31 protein-coding genes are annotated in these 18,940 nt (G+C 67.6%); all 31 read left to right on the top strand.

The features are described 5' to 3' along the window. Position 1 precedes the first annotated feature (1 nt). The 31 genes from rplD (at position 2) to OG715_RS18490 (ending at position 18,733) form a co-directional block, all read left to right on the top strand. Complete coding sequence (rplD, locus tag OG715_RS18640) at positions 2-679, top strand: 50S ribosomal protein L4 (RefSeq protein ID WP_266269906.1); 678 nt, start codon at positions 2-4, stop codon at positions 677-679. Next, positions 679-999: a 50S ribosomal protein L23 gene (rplW, locus tag OG715_RS18635; RefSeq protein WP_030393296.1), complete on the top strand. Its 321-nt coding sequence runs from the start codon at positions 679-681 to the stop codon at positions 997-999. Before rplD ends, rplW begins: the two co-directional genes overlap by 1 nt. 36 nt (positions 1,000-1,035) lie before the next feature. After that, entirely contained in the window at positions 1,036-1,872 is an 837-nt protein-coding gene (gene rplB / locus OG715_RS18630) for a 50S ribosomal protein L2 (RefSeq protein WP_030393297.1), read from the top strand. Between the two features lie 11 nt (positions 1,873-1,883). After that, positions 1,884-2,165 (top strand): 30S ribosomal protein S19, encoded by a 282-nt coding sequence (gene rpsS / locus OG715_RS18625; RefSeq protein WP_030055821.1) that lies wholly within the window; start codon positions 1,884-1,886, stop codon positions 2,163-2,165. Between the two features lie 57 nt (positions 2,166-2,222). Beyond that, complete coding sequence (gene rplV, locus OG715_RS18620) at positions 2,223-2,570, top strand: 50S ribosomal protein L22 (RefSeq protein WP_030055822.1); 348 nt, start codon at positions 2,223-2,225, stop codon at positions 2,568-2,570. Further along, positions 2,570-3,394, top strand: a complete 825-nt coding sequence (gene rpsC, locus OG715_RS18615; RefSeq protein ID WP_266269905.1) for a 30S ribosomal protein S3 — start codon at positions 2,570-2,572, stop codon at positions 3,392-3,394. Before rplV ends, rpsC begins: the two co-directional genes overlap by 1 nt. Positions 3,395-3,399: 5 nt before the next feature. Continuing rightward, a complete protein-coding gene (rplP, locus tag OG715_RS18610) occupies positions 3,400-3,819 on the top strand; it encodes a 50S ribosomal protein L16 (RefSeq protein WP_030055824.1) in 420 nt (139 codons plus the stop codon). Then, positions 3,819-4,043, top strand: a complete 225-nt coding sequence (gene rpmC / locus OG715_RS18605; RefSeq protein WP_030393300.1) for a 50S ribosomal protein L29 — start codon at positions 3,819-3,821, stop codon at positions 4,041-4,043. The genes rplP and rpmC overlap by 1 nt, the downstream gene beginning before the upstream one ends. Beyond that, positions 4,043-4,315 (top strand): 30S ribosomal protein S17, encoded by a 273-nt coding sequence (gene rpsQ / locus OG715_RS18600; RefSeq protein WP_030055826.1) that lies wholly within the window; start codon positions 4,043-4,045, stop codon positions 4,313-4,315. Before rpmC ends, rpsQ begins: the two co-directional genes overlap by 1 nt. 102 nt (positions 4,316-4,417) lie before the next feature. Continuing rightward, positions 4,418-4,789: a 50S ribosomal protein L14 gene (rplN, locus tag OG715_RS18595; RefSeq protein ID WP_030393301.1), complete on the top strand. Its 372-nt coding sequence runs from the start codon at positions 4,418-4,420 to the stop codon at positions 4,787-4,789. A 15-nt stretch (positions 4,790-4,804) separates the two neighbouring features. Next, a complete protein-coding gene (gene rplX / locus OG715_RS18590; protein ID WP_030055828.1) occupies positions 4,805-5,116 on the top strand; it encodes a 50S ribosomal protein L24 in 312 nt (103 codons plus the stop codon). After that, the gene (gene rplE, locus OG715_RS18585; RefSeq protein WP_030393302.1) at positions 5,116-5,685 is read left to right on the top strand and encodes a 50S ribosomal protein L5; all 570 of its coding nucleotides are present in this window, start codon (positions 5,116-5,118) and stop codon (positions 5,683-5,685) included. Before rplX ends, rplE begins: the two co-directional genes overlap by 1 nt. Before the next feature lie 4 nt (positions 5,686-5,689). Further along, a complete protein-coding gene (locus OG715_RS18580; RefSeq protein WP_030393303.1) occupies positions 5,690-5,875 on the top strand; it encodes a type Z 30S ribosomal protein S14 in 186 nt (61 codons plus the stop codon). A gap of 286 nt (positions 5,876-6,161) precedes the next feature. Next, positions 6,162-6,569 (top strand): 30S ribosomal protein S8, encoded by a 408-nt coding sequence (rpsH, locus tag OG715_RS18575; protein WP_030055831.1) that lies wholly within the window; start codon positions 6,162-6,164, stop codon positions 6,567-6,569. A 22-nt stretch (positions 6,570-6,591) separates the two neighbouring features. Continuing rightward, positions 6,592-7,131, top strand: coding sequence for a 50S ribosomal protein L6 (gene rplF / locus OG715_RS18570; protein WP_030393304.1), 540 nt, complete (start codon positions 6,592-6,594; stop codon positions 7,129-7,131). Between the two features lie 3 nt (positions 7,132-7,134). Further along, a complete protein-coding gene (rplR, locus tag OG715_RS18565) occupies positions 7,135-7,518 on the top strand; it encodes a 50S ribosomal protein L18 (RefSeq protein WP_030393305.1) in 384 nt (127 codons plus the stop codon). Positions 7,519-7,566: 48 nt separating this feature from the next. After that, the gene (gene rpsE, locus OG715_RS18560) at positions 7,567-8,187 is read left to right on the top strand and encodes a 30S ribosomal protein S5 (protein WP_030393306.1); all 621 of its coding nucleotides are present in this window, start codon (positions 7,567-7,569) and stop codon (positions 8,185-8,187) included. Further along, positions 8,187-8,369 (top strand): 50S ribosomal protein L30, encoded by a 183-nt coding sequence (rpmD, locus tag OG715_RS18555; RefSeq protein WP_030251557.1) that lies wholly within the window; start codon positions 8,187-8,189, stop codon positions 8,367-8,369. Before rpsE ends, rpmD begins: the two co-directional genes overlap by 1 nt. Positions 8,370-8,371: 2 nt before the next feature. Next, a complete protein-coding gene (rplO, locus tag OG715_RS18550; protein ID WP_266269904.1) occupies positions 8,372-8,824 on the top strand; it encodes a 50S ribosomal protein L15 in 453 nt (150 codons plus the stop codon). Positions 8,825-9,154: 330 nt separating this feature from the next. Continuing rightward, the gene (gene secY, locus OG715_RS18545; protein WP_266269903.1) at positions 9,155-10,465 is read left to right on the top strand and encodes a preprotein translocase subunit SecY; all 1,311 of its coding nucleotides are present in this window, start codon (positions 9,155-9,157) and stop codon (positions 10,463-10,465) included. Continuing rightward, positions 10,465-11,118 carry an adenylate kinase gene (locus OG715_RS18540; RefSeq protein ID WP_266269902.1) on the top strand — a complete coding sequence of 218 codons (654 nt, stop codon included), beginning with the start codon at positions 10,465-10,467 and terminating at the stop codon, positions 11,116-11,118. The genes secY and OG715_RS18540 overlap by 1 nt, the downstream gene beginning before the upstream one ends. A gap of 131 nt (positions 11,119-11,249) precedes the next feature. Then, positions 11,250-12,092 (top strand): type I methionyl aminopeptidase, encoded by an 843-nt coding sequence (map, locus tag OG715_RS18535; RefSeq protein ID WP_266271729.1) that lies wholly within the window; start codon positions 11,250-11,252, stop codon positions 12,090-12,092. 114 nt (positions 12,093-12,206) lie between these two features. Continuing rightward, positions 12,207-12,650, top strand: coding sequence for a large conductance mechanosensitive channel protein MscL (gene mscL / locus OG715_RS18530; RefSeq protein WP_266269901.1), 444 nt, complete (start codon positions 12,207-12,209; stop codon positions 12,648-12,650). A gap of 171 nt (positions 12,651-12,821) precedes the next feature. Beyond that, positions 12,822-13,043, top strand: coding sequence for a translation initiation factor IF-1 (infA, locus tag OG715_RS18525; protein WP_003956442.1), 222 nt, complete (start codon positions 12,822-12,824; stop codon positions 13,041-13,043). A 33-nt stretch (positions 13,044-13,076) separates the two neighbouring features. Further along, a complete protein-coding gene (rpmJ, locus tag OG715_RS18520) occupies positions 13,077-13,190 on the top strand; it encodes a 50S ribosomal protein L36 (protein WP_003956441.1) in 114 nt (37 codons plus the stop codon). 180 nt (positions 13,191-13,370) lie between these two features. After that, on the top strand, positions 13,371-13,751 hold the full coding sequence (gene rpsM, locus OG715_RS18515) for a 30S ribosomal protein S13 (protein ID WP_266269900.1): 381 nt from the start codon (positions 13,371-13,373) through the stop codon (positions 13,749-13,751). A 72-nt stretch (positions 13,752-13,823) separates the two neighbouring features. Beyond that, entirely contained in the window at positions 13,824-14,231 is a 408-nt protein-coding gene (gene rpsK / locus OG715_RS18510; RefSeq protein WP_014136257.1) for a 30S ribosomal protein S11, read from the top strand. 129 nt (positions 14,232-14,360) lie between these two features. Then, positions 14,361-15,383, top strand: coding sequence for a DNA-directed RNA polymerase subunit alpha (locus tag OG715_RS18505; protein WP_030393313.1), 1,023 nt, complete (start codon positions 14,361-14,363; stop codon positions 15,381-15,383). 127 nt (positions 15,384-15,510) lie between these two features. Next, the gene (rplQ, locus tag OG715_RS18500; RefSeq protein WP_266269899.1) at positions 15,511-15,990 is read left to right on the top strand and encodes a 50S ribosomal protein L17; all 480 of its coding nucleotides are present in this window, start codon (positions 15,511-15,513) and stop codon (positions 15,988-15,990) included. A 95-nt stretch (positions 15,991-16,085) separates the two neighbouring features. Further along, positions 16,086-17,015, top strand: coding sequence for a tRNA pseudouridine(38-40) synthase TruA (gene truA / locus OG715_RS18495; RefSeq protein WP_266269898.1), 930 nt, complete (start codon positions 16,086-16,088; stop codon positions 17,013-17,015). Positions 17,016-17,056: 41 nt separating this feature from the next. Beyond that, a complete protein-coding gene (locus OG715_RS18490) occupies positions 17,057-18,733 on the top strand; it encodes an ABC-F family ATP-binding cassette domain-containing protein (RefSeq protein WP_266269897.1) in 1,677 nt (558 codons plus the stop codon). Positions 18,734-18,940: the final 207 nt, after the last annotated feature.

The following is an 18,940-nucleotide window of genomic DNA, read 5'->3' as shown; positions in this document are numbered from 1 at the left end:
TATGAGCACCATTGACATCCTGTCGCCCTCGGGCGACAAGACCGGCAGCCTGGAGCTGCCGGCCGAGATCTTCGACGCGAAGGTCAGCGTTCCGCTGATGCACCAGGTCGTCGTGGCGCAGCTCGCTGCGGCCCGTCAGGGCACCCACAAGACCAAGACTCGTGGCGAGGTCCGCGGTGGCGGCCGCAAGCCGTACCGCCAGAAGGGCACCGGCCGCGCCCGTCAGGGCTCGACCCGTGCGCCGCAGTTCGCCGGCGGTGGCGTCGTGCACGGTCCCGTGCCGCGTGACTACTCGCAGCGGACCCCGAAGAAGATGATCGCCGCCGCTCTGCGTGGCGCGCTCACCGACCGGGCCCGCCACAACCGCATCCACGTCGTCACCGACGTGATCGCGGCCGAGGCGCCGTCGACCAAGGCCGCCAAGGGTCTGTTCGGCAAGATCACCGAGCGCAAGAACATCCTCCTCGTCGTCGAGCGCGCCGACGAGCTGGGTCTGAAGAGCGCCCGGAACCTGCCGCACGTGCACATCCTGGACGCCGGTCAGCTGAACACCTACGACGTGCTCGTCTCCGACGATGTGGTCTTCACCCAGGCCGCCTTCGAGCGTTTCGTGGCGGGTCCCGCCGCGTCCGCCAAGGCCGTTGCTGCTGAGGGCGAGCTCGAAGGGAGCGCCGCCTGATGGCTGCAGAGATCACGAGCAAGACGTTCACGGACCCCCGTGATGTCCTGGTGAAGCCGGTTATCTCGGAGAAGAGCTACTCGCTCCTCGACGAGAACAAGTACACGTTCGTCGTGTCGCCCGGTGCCAACAAGACCCAGATCAAGCAGGCCGTCGAAGCGGTCTTCTCGGTCAAGGTCGAGTCCGTCAACACGCTCAACCGTCAGGGCAAGCGCAAGCGCTCCAAGACGGGTTTTGGCAAGCGCAAGGACACCAAGCGCGCCATCGTGACGCTGGCTGAGGGCAACCGCATCGACATCTTCGGTGGTCCGACCTCCTGACGGAGGCCGTGATCGTCGATCAAGACGAGGACGAAAATGGGTATCCGCAAGTACAAGCCGACTACGCCGGGCCGCCGTGGCTCCAGCGTGGCCGACTTCGTCGAAATCACGCGGTCCACGCCGGAGAAGTCGCTGGTTCGCCCCCTGCACAGCAAGGGCGGCCGTAACAACGCCGGTCGGATCACCGTTCGCCACCAGGGTGGCGGGCACAAGCGCGCCTACCGTGTGATCGACTTCCGTCGTCACGACAAGGACGGCGTGCCGGCCAAGGTCGCGCACATCGAGTACGACCCGAACCGCACCGCGCGCATCGCGCTGCTGCACTACGCGGACGGCGAGAAGCGCTACATCATCGCGCCGCGCGGCATCACGCAGGGCGACCGGATCGAGAACGGCGCTGGCGCCGACATCAAGCCGGGCAACAACCTGCCGCTGCGCAACATCCCGGTCGGTACCACCATCCACGCGGTGGAGCTGCGTCCCGGTGGCGGTGCCAAGCTGGCCCGCTCCGCCGGCTCCGGCATCCAGCTGCTGGCGCGTGAGGGCAAGATGGCGCACCTGCGCATGCCCTCCGGCGAGATCCGCCTGGTGGACGCGCGCTGCCGCGCGACCGTCGGCGAGGTCGGCAACGCCGAGCAGTCGAACATCAACTGGGGCAAGGCCGGCCGTATGCGCTGGAAGGGCGTTCGCCCGACCGTGCGTGGTGTGGCCATGAACCCGATCGACCACCCGCACGGTGGTGGTGAGGGTAAGACCTCCGGTGGTCGCCACCCGGTCTCGCCGTGGGGCCAGAAGGAGGGTCGTACCCGTCGCCCGAAGAAGGCGTCGGACGCTCTCATCGTGCGCCGCCGCAAGACCAACAAGAAGCGCTAGGAGCAGGTCAGATGCCGCGCAGTCTCAAGAAGGGCCCCTTCATCGACGGCCACCTTCTCAAGAAGGTGGACGCGCAGAACGAGGCGGGTACCCAGAACGTCATCAAGACCTGGTCCCGTCGCTCCGTGATCTTCCCGGCCATGCTCGGCCACACGATCGCGGTTCACGATGGTCGCAAGCACGTCCCGGTGTTCGTCACCGAGTCGATGGTCGGCCACAAGCTGGGCGAGTTCGCTCCGACCCGCACCTTCCGCGGCCACGTCAAGGACGACCGCAAGTCGAAGCGTCGCTAGTCGCCTGAGCTTCACCGCCAGACCGACTCAATGACTTACTCCATTAAGGGGACAACCATGGAAGCCAGGGCCCAGGCGCGGTACATCCGCGTCACGCCCATGAAGGCCCGCCGCGTGGTGGACCTCATCCGTGGCCTGCCGGCCACGGAGGCCCAGGCCGTCCTGCGTTTCGCTCCGCAGGCCGCCACCGTGCCGGTCGGCAAGGTGCTCGACAGCGCCATTGCCAACGCCGCGCACAACTACAACCACTCCAACGTGGACGACCTCGTCATCAGCGAGGCGTACGTTGACGAGGGTCCGACCCTGAAGCGGTTCCGCCCGCGTGCCCAGGGCCGCGCCTACCGGATCCGCAAGCGGACCAGCCACATCACCGTGGTCGTCAGCAGCAAGGAAGGGACCCGGTAATGGGCCAGAAGGTTAACCCGCACGGGTTCCGCCTCGGCATCAGCACGGACTTCAAGTCCCGCTGGTACGCCGACAAGCTGTACAAGGACTACGTCAAGGAAGACGTTGCCATTCGTCGCATGATGACGAAGGGCATGGAGCGCGCCGGCATCTCCAAGGTCGAGATCGAGCGCACCCGCGACCGCGTCCGCGTCGACATCCACACCGCCCGCCCCGGCATCGTCATCGGTCGCCGTGGCACCGAGGCCGACCGCATCCGCGGCGACCTCGAGAAGCTGACCGGCAAGCAGGTCCAGCTGAACATCCTCGAGGTCAAGAACCCCGAGCTGGACGCCCAGCTCGTGGCTCAGGGCGTCGCGGAGCAGCTGTCCTCCCGCGTCTCCTTCCGCCGTGCCATGCGCAAGTCGATGCAGGGCACCATGAAGTCCGGCGCCAAGGGCATCAAGGTCCAGTGCTCCGGTCGTCTCGGCGGCGCCGAGATGAGCCGTTCGGAGTTCTACCGCGAGGGTCGTGTGCCGCTGCACACCCTTCGTGCGAACGTCGACTACGGCTTCTTCGAGGCCAAGACCACCTTCGGCCGCATCGGCGTGAAGGTCTGGATCTACAAGGGCGACGTCAAGAACATCGCCGAGGTCCGCGCTGAGAACGCCGCTGCCCGCTCGGGCAACCGCCCGGCCCGTCCCGAGGGTGGTCGTCCCGCCCGCGGTGGCGAGCGCCGTGGTGGCGAGCGCGGTGGCCGCGGCCGTCGTCCCGCCGCTTCCGAGGCCCCCGCGGCTTCGGGCAGCGAGGCTCCGGCTGCCGAGAACACCGGAACGGAGGCCTGACCGTCATGCTGATCCCCCGTCGGGTCAAGCACCGTAAGCAGCACCACCCCAAGCGCCGCGGCGCTGCCAAGGGTGGCACCGAGCTCGCCTTCGGCGAGTACGGCATCCAGGCCGTTACCCCGGCCTACGTGACGAACCGGCAGATCGAGTCCGCTCGTATCGCCGTCACCCGTCACATCAAGCGTGGCGGCAAGGTCTGGATCAACATCTACCCGGACCGTCCGCTCACCAAGAAGCCGGCCGAGACCCGCATGGGTTCCGGCAAGGGTTCGCCCGAGTGGTGGATCGCGAACGTGCACCCGGGTCGGGTCATGTTCGAGCTGTCGTACCCCAACGAGAAGGTGGCTCGTGAGGCGCTGACCCGCGCAGCTCACAAGCTCCCGATGAAGTGCCGGATCATCCGGCGCGAGGCAGGTGAGAGCTGATGTCGGCCGGCACCAAGGCTGCTGAGCTTCGCGAGCTGGACAACGAGGGTCTCGTTGCCAAGCTCCGTGAGGCCAAGGAGGAGCTGTTCAACCTCCGCTTCCAGGCGGCGACCGGGCAGCTCGACAACCACGGACGGCTCAAGCTCGTCCGTAAGGACATCGCGCGGATCTACACCCTGATGCGCGAGCGCGAGCTGGGCATCGAGACGGTGGAGAGCGCCTGATGACTGAGAACACCAACGAGACGCGCGGTTTCCGCAAGACCCGTGAGGGTCTCGTCGTCAGCGACAAGATGGACAAGACCGTCGTCGTCGCCGTCGAGGACCGCGTCAAGCACGCTCTGTACGGCAAGGTCATCCGCCGTACGAACAAGCTGAAGGCGCACGACGAGGCGAACGCCTGCGGCATCGGCGACCGGGTCCTCCTCGCGGAGACCCGCCCGCTGTCCGCGACGAAGCGCTGGCGCGTCGTCGAGATCCTCGAGAAGGCCAAGTAACGAAGTTGATGCGGTACGGCCGTATGTGCACCAGGTCCCTCGCGGGCGCTGGTGTGAGCAGCGGCCGGCCCGTCAGCTCTCGTTGACGATCAGGAGAAAGCTGTGATCCAGCAGGAGTCGCGACTGCGAGTCGCCGACAACACGGGCGCGAAGGAAATCCTTTGCATCCGCGTTCTCGGCGGTTCCGGTCGCCGCTACGCCGGCATCGGGGACGTCATCGTCGCGACCGTCAAGGACGCGATCCCCGGCGGTTCGGTCAAGAAGGGTGACGTCGTCAAGTGCGTCGTCGTCCGCACCGTGAAGTCGCGCCGTCGTCCCGACGGTTCGTACATCCGGTTCGACGAGAACGCCGCTGTCGTCCTCAAGAACACCGATGGCGACCCCCGCGGTACCCGCATCTTCGGCCCGGTGGGCCGCGAGCTGCGTGACAAGAAGTTCATGAAGATCATCTCGCTTGCGCCGGAGGTGCTCTAACTCATGGCGAACAGCATGAAGATCAAGAAGGGTGACCTGGTCCAGGTCATCACCGGCAAGGACCGCGGCAAGCAGGGCAAGGTCATTCAGGCCATGCCCGCCGAGAACAAGGTCCTGGTCGAGGGTGTCAACCGGGTCAAGAAGCACACCAAGCCGGGCCCGGGCACTCAGGGTGGCATCGTCACCGTCGAGGCCCCGGTGCACGTCTCCAACGTCCAGCTGGTCGTGGAGAAGGACGGCAAGAAGGTCGTCACCCGCGTTGGCTACCGCTTCGACGACGAGGGCAACAAGATCCGCGTTGCCAAGCGAACCGGTGAGGACATCTGATGTCTGAGACGACTGTTGAGAAGGTGACCCCCCGTCTCAAGGAGCGTTACAACTCCGAGATCAAGGGTCAGCTGCAGGAGCAGTTCTCGTACGAGAACGTCATGCTGACGCCCGGCCTGGTCAAGGTCGTCGTCAACATGGGTGTCGGCGAGGCCGCCCGTGACAGCAAGCTGATCGAGGGCGCGATCCGCGACCTCACCGCGATCACCGGCCAGAAGCCGGCTGTGACCAAGGCTCGCAAGTCCATCGCGCAGTTCAAGCTGCGTGAGGGCCAGCCGATCGGCACCCACGTCACCCTCCGTGGTGACCGCATGTGGGAGTTCCTGGACCGTCTGGTTTCGCTGGCCCTGCCGCGAATCCGTGACTTCCGCGGCCTCTCGCCGAAGCAGTTCGACGGCCGTGGCAACTACACCTTCGGTCTGACCGAGCAGGTTATGTTCCACGAGATCGACCAGGACAAGGTCGACCGTCAGCGCGGTATGGACATCACCGTCGTGACCACCGCTCAGACCGACGACGAGGGCCGGGCGCTCCTGCGTGCTCTGGGCTTCCCGTTCAAGGAGGCGTGAGCCAATGGCGAAGAAGTCCCTCATCGCAAAGGCCGAGCGGAAGCCGAAGTTCGGCGTCCGGGCCTACACCCGGTGCCAGCGCTGCGGTCGCCCGCACTCGGTGTACCGCAAGTTCGGCCTCTGCCGTGTCTGCCTCCGTGAGATGGCGCACCGCGGCGAGCTGCCGGGCGTGACCAAGAGCTCCTGGTAGTCCTCTTCACCGAGGAGAGCCAGGTGCCCTGGGCACCCAGCGAAGCAGAGGTGCCCGATCCCACACCGGCCCGTTTTGGGCCTGCCGTACGGAGTCCCGTAAGGTAGTGGGGTCGGGCCCCCTGCCACGGCTTCCCCATGGATGTCCGTGGCCCTCTTGCGAGAGGGCTCGCACCCAGTCTTACGACGTCGCAGGTCCCCTGCGCTTGTGCCCCTGACGAACTCGGAAGAGTCCGGCAGGGGGACCTGGCGCGGAGAAACCGCGGCGAGAGAGGCCTGAGGCCATCATGACCATGACCGACCCCATCGCAGACATGCTCACGCGTCTGCGTAACGCGAACTCGGCGTACCACGACTCCGTGGCGATGCCGGCCAGCAAGATCAAGGCGCACGTCGCCGAGATCCTGCAGCAGGAGGGGTACATCTCCTCCTACAAGGTTGAGGAGCCGGTTGAGGGCGAGGTCGGCAAGAAGCTGACCATCGAGCTCAAGTTCGGCCCCAACCGTGAGCGCTCCATTGCCGGCATCAAGCGCATCAGCAAGCCGGGTCTGCGCGTTTACGCAAAGTCCACCAACCTGCCGAAGGTTCTCGGCGGCCTGGGCGTGGCGATCATCTCCACGTCCTCCGGCCTCCTGACCGACAAGCAGGCCGCCAAGAAGGGCGTAGGCGGAGAAGTTCTCGCCTACGTCTGGTAATTCGGGAAACGGAGGTACAGCAATGTCGCGCATTGGACGGCTGCCCATCCAGGTCCCCGCTGGCGTGGACGTCACCATCGATGGCCAGACGGTCTCGGTGAAGGGTCCGAAGGGCTCCCTCACCCACGTCGTCGCCGCGCCGATCGAGATCGGCAAGGGCGAGGACGGCATTCTGGCTGTCACCCGCCCCAACGACGAGCGTCAGTCGAAGGCCCTGCACGGCCTGACCCGCACGCTGGTGGCGAACATGATCACCGGTGTGACCGCGGGCTACCGCAAGTCGCTGGAGATCAGCGGTGTCGGCTACCGAGTTCTGGCGAAGGGCTCCGACATGGAGTTCCAGCTGGGCTACAGCCACCCGATCCTCGTTGAGGCCCCCGAGGGCATCTCCTTCGTCGTCGAGTCGGCCACCAAGTTCCACGTGGACGGCATCGACAAGCAGAAGGTCGGCGAGGTCGCCGCGAAGATCCGCAAGCTGCGCAAGCCCGACCCGTACAAGGCCAAGGGCGTCAAGTACGCGGGCGAGGTTATCCGCCGCAAGGTCGGAAAGAGTGGTAAGTAAGCGATGAGTGTCTCTGTCAAGATCGGCAAGGGCAACGCCTACAAGAGCGCCGCTCGCAAGCGCCGCGCGATCCGCGTTCGCAAGCGCGTCGTCGGCAACGAGGTGCGTCCGCGCCTCGTCGTGACGCGCTCGAACCGTCACATGGTCGCCCAGGTCATCGACGACGCCAAGGGTCACACCCTGGCGTCGGCGTCCACCCTCGACGTGTCCATCAAGGGCGCCGAGGGCGACAAGACCGAGCTGGCCAAGAAGGTCGGGAGCCTGGTCGCCGAGCGCGCCAAGGCTGCCGGCATCGAGTCGGTCGTCTTCGACCGCGCGGGCAACCGGTACGCCGGCCGCATCGCCGCCCTGGCGGACGCGGCTCGCGAGGCCGGGCTCGACTTCTAAGCCGCTCGTCGACTCTGTCGGCGGACGTAATCGAGAGAGGTAATTCCAATGGCTGGACCCCAGCGCCGCGGTAGCGGCGCCGGCGGCGGCACCGGTGGCGAGCGGCGCGACCGTAAGCGTGACGACCGGGGCAACGCCCCCGCCGTCGAGAAGACCGCTTACGTCGAGCGCGTCGTCGCGATCAACCGTGTCGCCAAGGTTGTCAAGGGTGGTCGTCGTTTCTCCTTCACCGCGCTGGTCGTGGTGGGCGATGGCGATGGCACCGTGGGTGTCGGTTACGGGAAGGCGAAGGAGGTTCCGGCCGCCATCGCCAAGGGTGTTGAGGAGGCCAAGAAGAACTTCTTCAAGGTCCCCCGTATCCAGGGCACCATCCCCCACCCGATCCAGGGTGAGAAGGCTGCCGGCGTCGTGCTCCTGAAGCCCGCCGCCCCCGGTACCGGTGTTATCGCCGGTGGCCCGGTGCGCGCCGTCCTGGAGTGCGCCGGCATCCACGACATCCTGTCGAAGTCGCTCGGCTCGGACAACGCGATCAACATCGTGCACGCCACCGTGGCCGCTCTGAAGGGCCTCGTGCGCCCCGAGGAGATCGCGGCCCGTCGTGGTCTGCCGCTGGAGGACGTGGCCCCCGCCGCTCTGCTGCGGGCGCGTGCTGCTGGGGTGAGCGCCTGATGGCTCGCCTCAAGATCACGCAGACCAAGTCGTACATCGGCAGCAAGCAGAATCACCGTGACACCCTGCGTTCGCTTGGTCTCAAGCGCATGCACGACGTCGTGGTGAAGGAGGACCGTCCCGAGATCCGCGGGATGGCCCAGACCGTTCGTCACCTCGTGACGGTTGAGGAGGTGGACTGATCATGGGCGAGAACCCGATCAAGATCCACAACCTGCGTCCCGCCCCGGGTGCCAAGACCGACAAGATCCGCGTGGGTCGTGGCGAGGCGTCCAAGGGTAAGACCGCTGGTCGTGGTACCAAGGGCACCAAGGCCCGCTACCAGGTTCCGCAGCGCTTCGAGGGTGGCCAGATGCCGCTCCACATGCGTCTGCCGAAGCTGAAGGGCTTCAAGAACCCGTTCAAGATCACGTTCCAGGTCGTCAACCTCGACAAGCTGGCCGAGCTCTACCCGCAGGGTGGCGCGGTCACGGTCGAGGACCTGGTCGCCAAGGGCGCGGTTCGCAAGAACTCCCTCGTCAAGGTGCTCGGCACCGGCGAGATCTCGGTCGCCCTGCAGGTGACGGTCGACGCCGTCTCCGGCACCGCCACCGAGAAGATCGTCGCCGCCGGCGGCACCGTCACCGAGCTCGTCTGAGCCCGCTGACTTCGTGAGCCCCGCGTTTCCCGTTCAGGGAAGCGCGGGGCTCACGCCTTTTCCGGACTTTCCCCGCCCCGGGGCGGTCCGGATTGCGGCGAACGGCCCCTCGTTCTTTTGTGTGGCAAAACCGGGCATCCCGTACCCCATGAGTGGGGGAGAGGGCGTACGCGCTTCTTTCGAGTGGCCGTGCACTGTTAGAGTCCGTGGAGTTCCCTTGTAGGCTGCGCGCAGGCTCGCCTGTGCCGTCTGTACGGGGCCCGAACCGCAAACTCCCCATTCCAGGACCGACCCTCCCGCCGACGACGTGCGGGAGGCGCAGGAGGCACCGTGCTCAGTGCGTTCGCGCGGGCGTTCCAGACGCCCGACCTGCGCAAGAAGCTGCTGTTCACGCTGGGCATCATGGTGCTGTTCCGGCTGGGCTCGCACGTTCCCGTACCCGGGGTCGACTTCGAGGCGGTTCACGCCTGCATCAAGGAGACCAAGAACAACGGGCTCTTCGGCCTGGTGAACCTGTTCTCCGGCGGCGCTCTGCTCCAGTTGACGATCTTCGCCCTCGGCATCATGCCGTACATCACGGCGAGCATCATCCTCCAGCTCCTCACGGTCGTGATCCCACGACTCGAGGCGCTGAAGAAGGAGGGGCAGGCCGGCCAGGCGAAGATCACCCAGTACACCCGCTACCTGACCATCGCGCTGGCGGTCCTCCAGGGCACCGGGATCGTGGCGACCGCGTCCAGCGGCGCCCTCTTCTCCGGGTGCGTCTACGCCAACCAGATCGTCCCGGACACCGGGGTCTTCCGGATCGCCGTGATGGTCCTGACCATGACCGCCGGCACCACGGTGATCATGTGGCTCGGTGAGCTCATCACCGACCGGGGTATCGGCAACGGCATGTCGCTGCTGATCTTCACCTCGATCGCCGCGCAGTTCCCCACCTCGATGTGGGCGATCAAGCAGTCCGGCACCATCGGCGGCGGCTGGGTCGAGTTCCTCTCGGTCGTCGCGGTCGGCATCATCGTTGTGATGCTCGTCATCTTCGTCGAGCAGGCGCAGCGCCGGATCCCGGTGCAGTACGCGAAGCGGATGATCGGCCGTCGGGCCTTCGGCGGTACGTCGACCTACATCCCGCTCAAGGTGAACCAGGCCGGTGTCATCCCGGTCATCTTCGCCTCGTCGCTGCTGTACATCCCCGCCCTGGTGGTTCAGCTGACCAGCAGTCAGTCGAGCTGGGCGGTCTGGATCACCAAGCACTTCGTCCGCGGTGACCACCCGGTCTACATGGCCACGTACTTCCTGCTGATCGTCTTCTTCGCCTTCTTCTACGTCGCGATCTCCTTCAACCCCGAAGAAGTTGCCGACAACATGAAGAAGTATGGTGGGTTCATCCCGGGTATCCGGGCCGGCCGCCCGACGGCCGAGTACCTGAACTACGTGCTCACCCGCATCACGTGGCCGGGTTCGCTCTACCTGGGCCTGATCGCGTTGATCCCGATGATCGCCCTGGTCGCCTTCGGACAGCAGACCAACTTCCCGTTCGGCGGCACCAGCGTTCTCATCGTCGTCGGCGTCGGACTCGAAACTGTGAAGCAGATCGAGAGCCAGCTCCAGCAGCGCAATTACGAAGGGTTCCTCCGCTGATGCGTATCGTCCTCGTCGGACCCCCCGGGGCCGGGAAGGGTACTCAGGCGCACCTCCTCGCCAAGACCCTGTCCATTCCCCACATCTCGACCGGCGACCTGTTCCGCGCCAACATCAACCAGGGCACCCCGCTGGGTGTCGAGGCCAAGAGCTACATGGACGCGGGCCGCCTGGTGCCCGACGAGGTCACCATCGCGATGGCCAAGGACCGCATGGTCCAGGAGGACGCCGCCAACGGCTTCCTGCTGGACGGTTTCCCGCGGAACCTGGGCCAGGCGAAGGCGCTGGACGAGTTCCTCACCGAGCAGGGCATCGCGCTGGACGGCGTGCTGGACCTGGAGGTCCCCGAGGACGAGGTCGTCCGCCGGATCGCCGGCCGCCGGCTGTGCCGCAACGACGGCGGCCACGTGTTCCACGCGGTCTACAACCCGCCGAAGACCGAGGGCGTCTGCGACGAGTGCGGCGGCGAGCTGTACCAGCGCTCGGACGACACCGAGGAAGCGGTGCGGACCCGGCTGGAGGTCTACCACACGGAGACCGAGCCGATCATCGACTACTACCGCCAGCAGGGTCTGATCGCCACGATCCCCGCGCTCGGCAAGGTGGACGAGGTCACCACGCGCGCGATCGAGGCGCTGAAGCAGAACAGCTGATTTTTTTCAGCGACGTACGTACGGCCGCGCTGCCCGCCCATGGGCAGCGCGGCCGTACGGCGTCGTACGGTGGAACGAGTGCACGGCCGCCGGCAAGGACCGCGCGGGAACCCAAGGAAGGCGTGACCCAGATGGTGGAGATCAAGACCCCCGAGCAGATCGCGAAGATGCGAGCGGCCGGGCTGGTCGTCGCCGAGGCGCTCAAGGCGTGCCGCGAGGCGGTCGCCCCGGGAATCACCACCCAGGAGCTCAACGACATCGCGGACAAGGTCATCACCGGCCACGGTGCGACCTCGAACTTCCGGGCGGACCACGGCGGCCTGTGGTTCCCGGGCGTCATCTGCGCCTCGGTGAACAACGAGGTCGTCCACGGCATCCCCGGTGAGCGGGTGCTCCAGGAGGGCGACCTCATCTCGATCGACTGCGGCGCGATCCTGGACGGCTGGCACGGCGACGCGGCGATCTCGGTCGCGGTCGGCGAGGTGAGCCCCGAGGTCGAGATGCTGAGCCGGGTCACCGAGGGGTCGATGTGGGCGGGCATCGCCCAGATGCGCAAGAGCAACCGCCTGGTCGACGTCTCCAAGGCGATCGAGGGCTTCATCCGCCGCCAGCCGCTGCCGCCCAAGGGCAAGTGGGGCATCACCGAGGGCTACGGCGGCCACGGCATCGGCACCGCGATGCACATGGAGCCGCACGTGCTGAACTACGTCGAGCGCGGCCGGGGCAAGGGCATGAAGCTCGTCCCCGGCACCGTGCTGGCGATCGAGCCGATGGTCTCGCTCGGCACCCCGCACACCTCGGTGCTGGAGGACGACTGGACCGTGGTCACCAACGACGGTACCTGGGCCTCGCACTGGGAGCACTCGGTGGCGGTCACCGAGGAAGGCCCGCTGGTGCTCACCGCCTTCGACGGCGGCAAGGAGATGCTGGCCAGGCTGGGTGTCACGGCCGCGCCGGACCCGCTCGGTTCGTAGTCGACGGCGCCGGCCGACGGCCCGGCGAAGGACGCGAAGCCCTGGAGGTTTGGACCTCCAGGGCTTTTGTCCTATTTTTATGCGCTGGCAGTGGCTTCGAGCGAGGAGAGTGCAGTGTTCAAGGGATTCCGCGACTTCATGATGCGCGGCAACGTGGTCGACATGGCGGTCGGTGTCGTCATCGGTGCCGCGTTCACCGGTGTGGTGACCGGCTTCGTGTCCGCCTTCCTCACCCCGCTGGTGGGTGTGGTGGTCGGCGCCGCCGGCGACTTCGGCTCGTACAAGGCGACCATCGCCGGGGTGACCTTCCCGTACGGGCAGTTCCTCAACGTGCTGATCGCGTTCTTCATGACCGCCGCGGTGCTCTACTTCTGCGTGGTCCTGCCGGTGACCAAGGCGACCGCCCGGTACATGCCGAAGAAGCCGAAGACCCCGAAGCGTCCGTGCCCGGAGTGCCTGACCGAGATCCCCGAGGCCGCCCGCCGCTGCTCGGCCTGCACCGCCCACGTCGATCCGCTGGCCGTTCCGGTCGTTCCGGCCGCCGCGACCGGCCGCTGACCGGGAGCCCCGTTTTGGTGCATCCCTCGCGCTGGCGTAGGATGGACCGTCGGCTCACTCGTAGCGTGCTCCAGCACGCCCTCTTCCCCCTCGCCGGGGTCGGGGTGGACCCAGGTTCGCACGAGCGTGCCGCATACGGTAGCCGGTCCCGGAAGGTGGATCTCGCAGTTCATGGCTAAGAAGCAAGGCGCCATTGAGATCGAGGGCACCGTGATCGAGTCTCTTCCGAACGCGATGTTCAAGGTCGAGCTGCAGAACGGTCACAAGGTCCTCGCGCACATCAGTGGCAAGATGCGCATGCACTACATCCGCATCCTGCCGGACGACCGGGTCGTGGTGGAGCTCAGCCCCTACGACCTGACGCGTGGCCGGATCGTCTACCGCTACAAGTAAGAACGCCAGATCTAGACCCGGAGAACCTGAAGCATGAAGGTCAAGCCGAGCGTCAAGAAGATCTGCGACAAGTGCAAGGTGATCCGCCGTCACGGCCGGGTCATGGTGATCTGCGACAACCTGCGCCACAAGCAGCGCCAGGGCTGATCAGTTCCCCTCAGCATTTCTCGTAGTACTTCGCGCGACGCGAAAAACGTCATAAGCGGGCTGCCCGATCCGTCCTTCCGAGGACGGACTGCCACCCCCGGTCAGAGGCCGGGGCTCCATCGTCGAGAGGCGAAGGAGTAGGCAGCACGCGAGACCTCTGAAGAAAAACAGGAGCCTTGAATGGCACGCCTCGCCGGCGTTGATCTCCCCCGTGAGAAGCGGATCGAGATCGCCCTTACGTACGTGTACGGCATCGGCCGTACCCGCGCCCAGCAGACCCTCGCCGAGACCGGTGTCAGCCCCGATGTCCGCGTCCGCGACATCACCGAGGACGACCTCGTGAAGCTGGGCCAGTACATCGACGCCAACTTCACGGTCGAGGGTGACCTCCGCCGCGAGGTGGCCGCCGACATCCGCCGCAAGGTCGAGATCGGCTGCTACGAGGGCCTGCGTCACCGCCGCGGCCTGCCGGTCCGCGGTCAGCGCACCCACACCAACGCGCGTACCCGCAAGGGCCCGCGTCGCGCGATCGCCGGTAAGAAGAAGCCGGGCAAGAAGTAGTCCGTCCCGTAACCGGACATCCCTCCGGCCCGCGGGTCAGCGGACCGACCACCTCAGTAGGAGAACAGACTTATGCCCCCCAAGGGTCGTCAGGCTGCCGGCGCGAAGAAGATCCGCCGCAAGGAAAAGAAGAACGTCGCTCACGGCCACGCGCACATCAAGAGCACGTTCAACAACACCATCGTTTCGATCACCGACCCGTCGGGCAACGTGATCTCCTGGGCCTCCGCCGGCCACGTCGGCTTCAAGGGCTCGCGCAAGTCCACCCCGTTCGCCGCGCAGATGGCCGCCGAGGCCGCTGCCCGTCGCGCGCAGGAGCACGGCATGCGCAAGGTTGACGTCTTCGTGAAGGGTCCGGGCTCCGGCCGCGAGACCGCGATCCGTTCGCTCCAGGCCACCGGCCTGGAGGTCGGCTCGATCCAGGACGTCACCCCCACCCCGCACAACGGCTGCCGTCCGCCGAAGCGCCGCCGCGTCTGACGCAGCGCCTTCGGGCTCGCAGTCCACGTTTTAAACCTCGTACGGGGTCCTGTTTCCGACGGGACCCCGTACGCTGGTTCTGTTCGGCATCAAATAGTGGGTGCCGAAGATCAATGGAGGATCTGACCCATGCTGATCGCTCAGCGCCCCTCGCTGACCGAAGAGGTCGTCGACGAGTTCCGCTCGCGGTTCGTGATCGAGCCGCTCGAGCCGGGCTTCGGCTACACCCTCGGCAACTCCCTGCGCCGCACGCTCCTCTCCTCGATCCCGGGTGCCGCTGTCACCAGCATCCGCGTCGACGGCGTCCTGCACGAGTTCACCACCGTGCCGGGTGTCAAGGAGGACGTCACCGACCTCATCCTCAACATCAAGCAGCTGGTCGTCTCCTCGGAGCACGACGAGCCGGTCGTGATGTACCTGCGCAAGCAGGGCCCGGGTGTCGTCACCGCCGCCGACATCGCCCCGCCGGCCGGTGTCGAGGTCCACAACCCCGAGCTGATCCTCGCCACGCTGAACGGCAAGGGCAAGCTGGAGATGGAGCTGACCGTCGAGCGCGGTCGCGGCTACGTCTCCGCCGTCCAGAACAAGGCCTCCGGCCAGGAGATCGGCCGCATCCCGGTCGACTCGATCTACAGCCCCGTGCTGAAGGTCACCTACAAGGTCGAGGCGACCCGTGTCGAGCAGCGGACCGACTTCGACAAGCTGATCGTCGACGTCGAGACCAAGCCCGCCATGCGTCCGCGCGACGCCATGGCCTCGGCCGGCAAGACCCTGGTGGAGCTGTTCGGTCTCGCCCGCGAGCTGAACATCGACGCCGAGGGCATCGACATGGGCCCGTCCCCGACGGACGCCGCCCTGGCCGCCGACCTGGCGCTGCCGATCGAGGAGCTGGAGCTCACGGTCCGCTCCTACAACTGCCTCAAGCGCGAGGGCATCCACACCGTGGGTGAGCTCGTGGCCCGCTCCGAGGCCGACCTGCTCGACATCCGCAACTTTGGTGCGAAGTCGATCGACGAGGTCAAGGCGAAGCTGGCCGGCATGGGCCTGGCGCTCAAGGACAGCCCGCCCGGGTTCGACCCGACCGCCGCCGCCGACGCCTTCGGCGCCGACGACCTGGACGACGCGGGTTACGCGGAGACCGAGCAGTACTGAGAGACTTGACTGCGGGGGCGGTTCCCCGGAACCGCCCCCGTCGTCGTGAAAGTCGTGCGGGCACAGTGCCCGTACGCCCGCTGCGGTACCTGGTACGGCCGCAGTCGGAGATTCGAGGAGTAATTCCATGCCGCGTCCCACCAAGGGTGCCCGCCTCGGCGGCGGCCCGCACCACGAGCCGCTGCTGCTCGCCGGTCTGTGCCGTGAGCTGTTCCAGTACGGCCGCATCACCACGACCGAGGCCAAGGCCCGTCGGATGCGCCCGCTGGCGGAGAAGCTGATCACCAAGGCGAAGAAGGGCGACATCCACAACCGTCGCCTGGTGCGCAAGACCATCACCGACATCTCGGTGCTGCACACCCTCTTCACCGAGATCGCGCCGCGCTACGAGAACCGCCCGGGTGGCTACACCCGTATCACCAAGATCGGTCCCCGTCGTGGCGACAACGCCCCGATGGCCGTGATCGAGCTGGTCGAGTCGCTGACCGTCGCGCAGAACGCCGTCGGCGAGGCCGAGGCCGCCACCAAGCGCGCCGTCAAGGAGGCCGACGAGGCCAAGGTCGAGGCCCCCAAGGCCGACGAGGCCGAGGCCGCCGAGCAGGCCTGACACCCACCAGGTGTGTTGCGGGCCCGCTTCCCCATCCGTGGGGGAGCGGGCCCGTTCCTCTTTGTCCAGGTCCAGCTCCAGGGAGTGGGAGAGCAGTGGTCAACGATTGCGCCGAGCGGCCGCCGGTGAAGGACGGCCCGGCCGACGGGTACGTCCGGGTCCGGCTGGACCTCGCCTACCACGGCGCCGAGTTCTCCGGCTGGGCCCGGCAGAAGGGCGGCCGGCGGACGGTCCAGGAGGAGATCGAGACCGCGCTGCAGATCGTCACCCGCAGCCAGGAGCTCCACCCGCTCACCGTGGCCGGCCGCACCGACGCCGGTGTGCACGCCCGGGGGCAGGTCGCCCACGTCGACCTGCCGGCCGAGCTGTGGGAGGCGCACCGGGAGAAGCTGATGCGCCGGCTGGCCGGGCGGCTGCCCGGTGACGTCCGGATCTACCGGGTCGGCGAGGCCCCGGCCGGCTTCGACGCCCGCTTCTCGGCGATCTGGCGCCGCTACGCCTACCGGGTCGCGGACCACCCCGGCGGGGTCGACCCGCTGCTGCGCGGCCATGTGCTCTGGCACGACCGGCCGCTCGACCTGGACCGGATGAACGCCGCCGCCCGGCTGCTGCTGGGCGAGCACGACTTCGCGGCGTACTGCAAGAAGCGCGAGGGCGCGACCACCATCCGCACCCTGCTGGAGCTGCGCTGGGACCGGGTCCCGGTGGACGGCTACGCGTCCCAGGAGGGCTCGCTCGCGGTCGCCACCGTGCGGGCGGACGCCTTCTGCCACAACATGGTGCGCGCCCTGGTCGGCGCGATGCTGCTGGTCGGCGACGGCCACCGGCCGGTGGAGTTCCCGGGCGAGGTGCTGGCCGGCGGTGTGCGCAACTCCGCCGTCAACGTGATCCGGCCGTACGGACTGACCCTGGAGGAGGTCGGCTACCCGGCCGACGACCTGCTCGCCGAGCGCAACCGCGCCGCCCGCCGGATGCGCACCCTCCCCGGCGCCCCCACCGCCCCGTCAGGCCCCGGGCTCCCCTAATCCATTTGGGTCCGGGGCGGCGGCTTGGGACAATCTCCCCCATGGGACACGTCGAGATTTCGCACCTGGAGTACTACCTGCCGGACGGGCGGGTGCTGTTCGACGACGCGTCCTTCCGGGTGGGGGAGGGCGCGGCCGTCGCGCTGGTCGGCGCCAACGGCGCCGGCAAGACCACGCTGCTGCGCATGATCGCGGGCGACCTCCAGCCGCACGGCGGCTCGGTGACGATCAGCGGCGGGCTCGGCGTGATGCGCCAGTTCGTCGGCACCACCGGCCGCGAGGAGCAGAAGAAGGCCGGCGACGAGCAGGAGGGCCCGGGCGCGCTGCCCGCCGACGCCTCGGTCCGGGACCTGCTGGTCTCCGTCGCCCCCCTGCGGATCGCCAAGGCCGCGCGCGCTGTGGACGCCGCCGAGCTGGCGATGATCGCCCAGGACGACGAGAAGACGCAGATGGCCTACGCCCAGGCGCTCTCCGACTGGGCCGACGTCGGCGGCTACGACTACGAGACCGACTGGGACGTCTGCACCACGGCGGCCCTCGGGATGCCCTTCGACAAGGCCCAGTGGCGCGGCCTGAACACGCTCTCCGGCGGTGAGCAGAAGCGGCTCGTCCTGGAGGCGCTGCTGCGCGGTCCCGAGGAGGTCCTGCTGCTCGACGAGCCGGACAACTACCTGGACGTCCCGGGCAAGCGCTGGCTGGAGGAGGCCATCAGGGCCACCCCGAAGACCGTGCTGTTCATCTCCCACGACCGCGAGCTGCTGTCCCGCACCGCCGAGAAGATCATCAGCGTCGAGTCCGGCGCGGCCGGCTCCAGCGTCTGGGTGCACGGCGGCGGGTTCGACTCCTTCCACGAGGCCCGCAAGGCCCGCTTCGAGCGCTTCGAGGAGCTGCGCCGCCGCTGGGACGAGGAGCACGCCAAGCTCAAGAAGCTCGTCGTCAACCTGCGCCAGGCCGCCTCGATCAGCCACGACATGGCCTCCCGCTACGCGGCCGCGCAGACCAGGCTCAAGCGTTTCGAGGACGCCGGCCCGCCCGAGGCCCCGCCGCGCGAGCAGAGCATCACCATGCGGCTCAAGGGCGGGCGCACCGGAGTGCGCGCCTTCACCATGGAGCAGCTGGAGCTCACCGGTCTGATGAAGCCCTTCGACCTGGAGGTCTTCTACGGCGAGCGGGTCGGGGTGCTGGGGTCCAACGGCTCCGGCAAGTCGCACTTCCTGCGGCTGCTGGCGGGCGACGACACGGTGGCCCACAGCGGCTCCTGGAAGCTCGGCGCCCGGGTGGTGCCGGGCCACTTCCGGCAGACCCACGCGCACCCCGAGCTGCTCGGCCGCACCGTCCGCTCGATCGTCGAGGAGGAGCACGCGCTCGGCCGCGGCGCCGCTATGGGCGTGCTGCGCCGGTACGAGCTGGACCGGCAGGAGGAGCAGAAGTTCGAGTCGCTCTCCGGCGGGCAGCAGGCCCGGCTGATGATCCTCAAACTGGAGCTGTCCGGTGTCACCGCGCTGCTGCTCGACGAGCCGACGGACAACCTGGACCTGGAGAGCGCCGAGGCGCTGCAGACCGGGCTGGAGGCCTTCGACGGCACTGTGTTGTGCGTCACCCACGACCGGTGGTTTGCCCGGACCTTCGACCGCTTCCTGGTTTTCGGCGCCGACGGCCGGGTCTACGAGTCCCCGGAGCCGGTCTGGGACGTCAGCCGGGTCGAGCGGGACCGCTGATCAGGGGCCCGGGGGACCGTTCCGGCGGGGAGGATTTTGACCGTCCCCGTCCGGCCCGGTAGCCTGGGCGCTTGATGTGCGTATTGGCTCGCTCTATCTCACGTGAGAGGTCGGTACGCCGGAGACATCAGGTCGACGACCAGCGGCTCCCCCTTGAATTGCGTCCAAGGCGGCCAGGCTGATCCCTCCTCCAGGTGCTCCTGTCAG

This window comes from Kitasatospora purpeofusca, assembly GCF_036010405.1.
GTDB classification, from domain to species: domain Bacteria; phylum Actinomycetota; class Actinomycetes; order Streptomycetales; family Streptomycetaceae; genus Kitasatospora; species Kitasatospora purpeofusca.
This window is presented reverse-complemented; position numbering and strand designations above follow the sequence as displayed.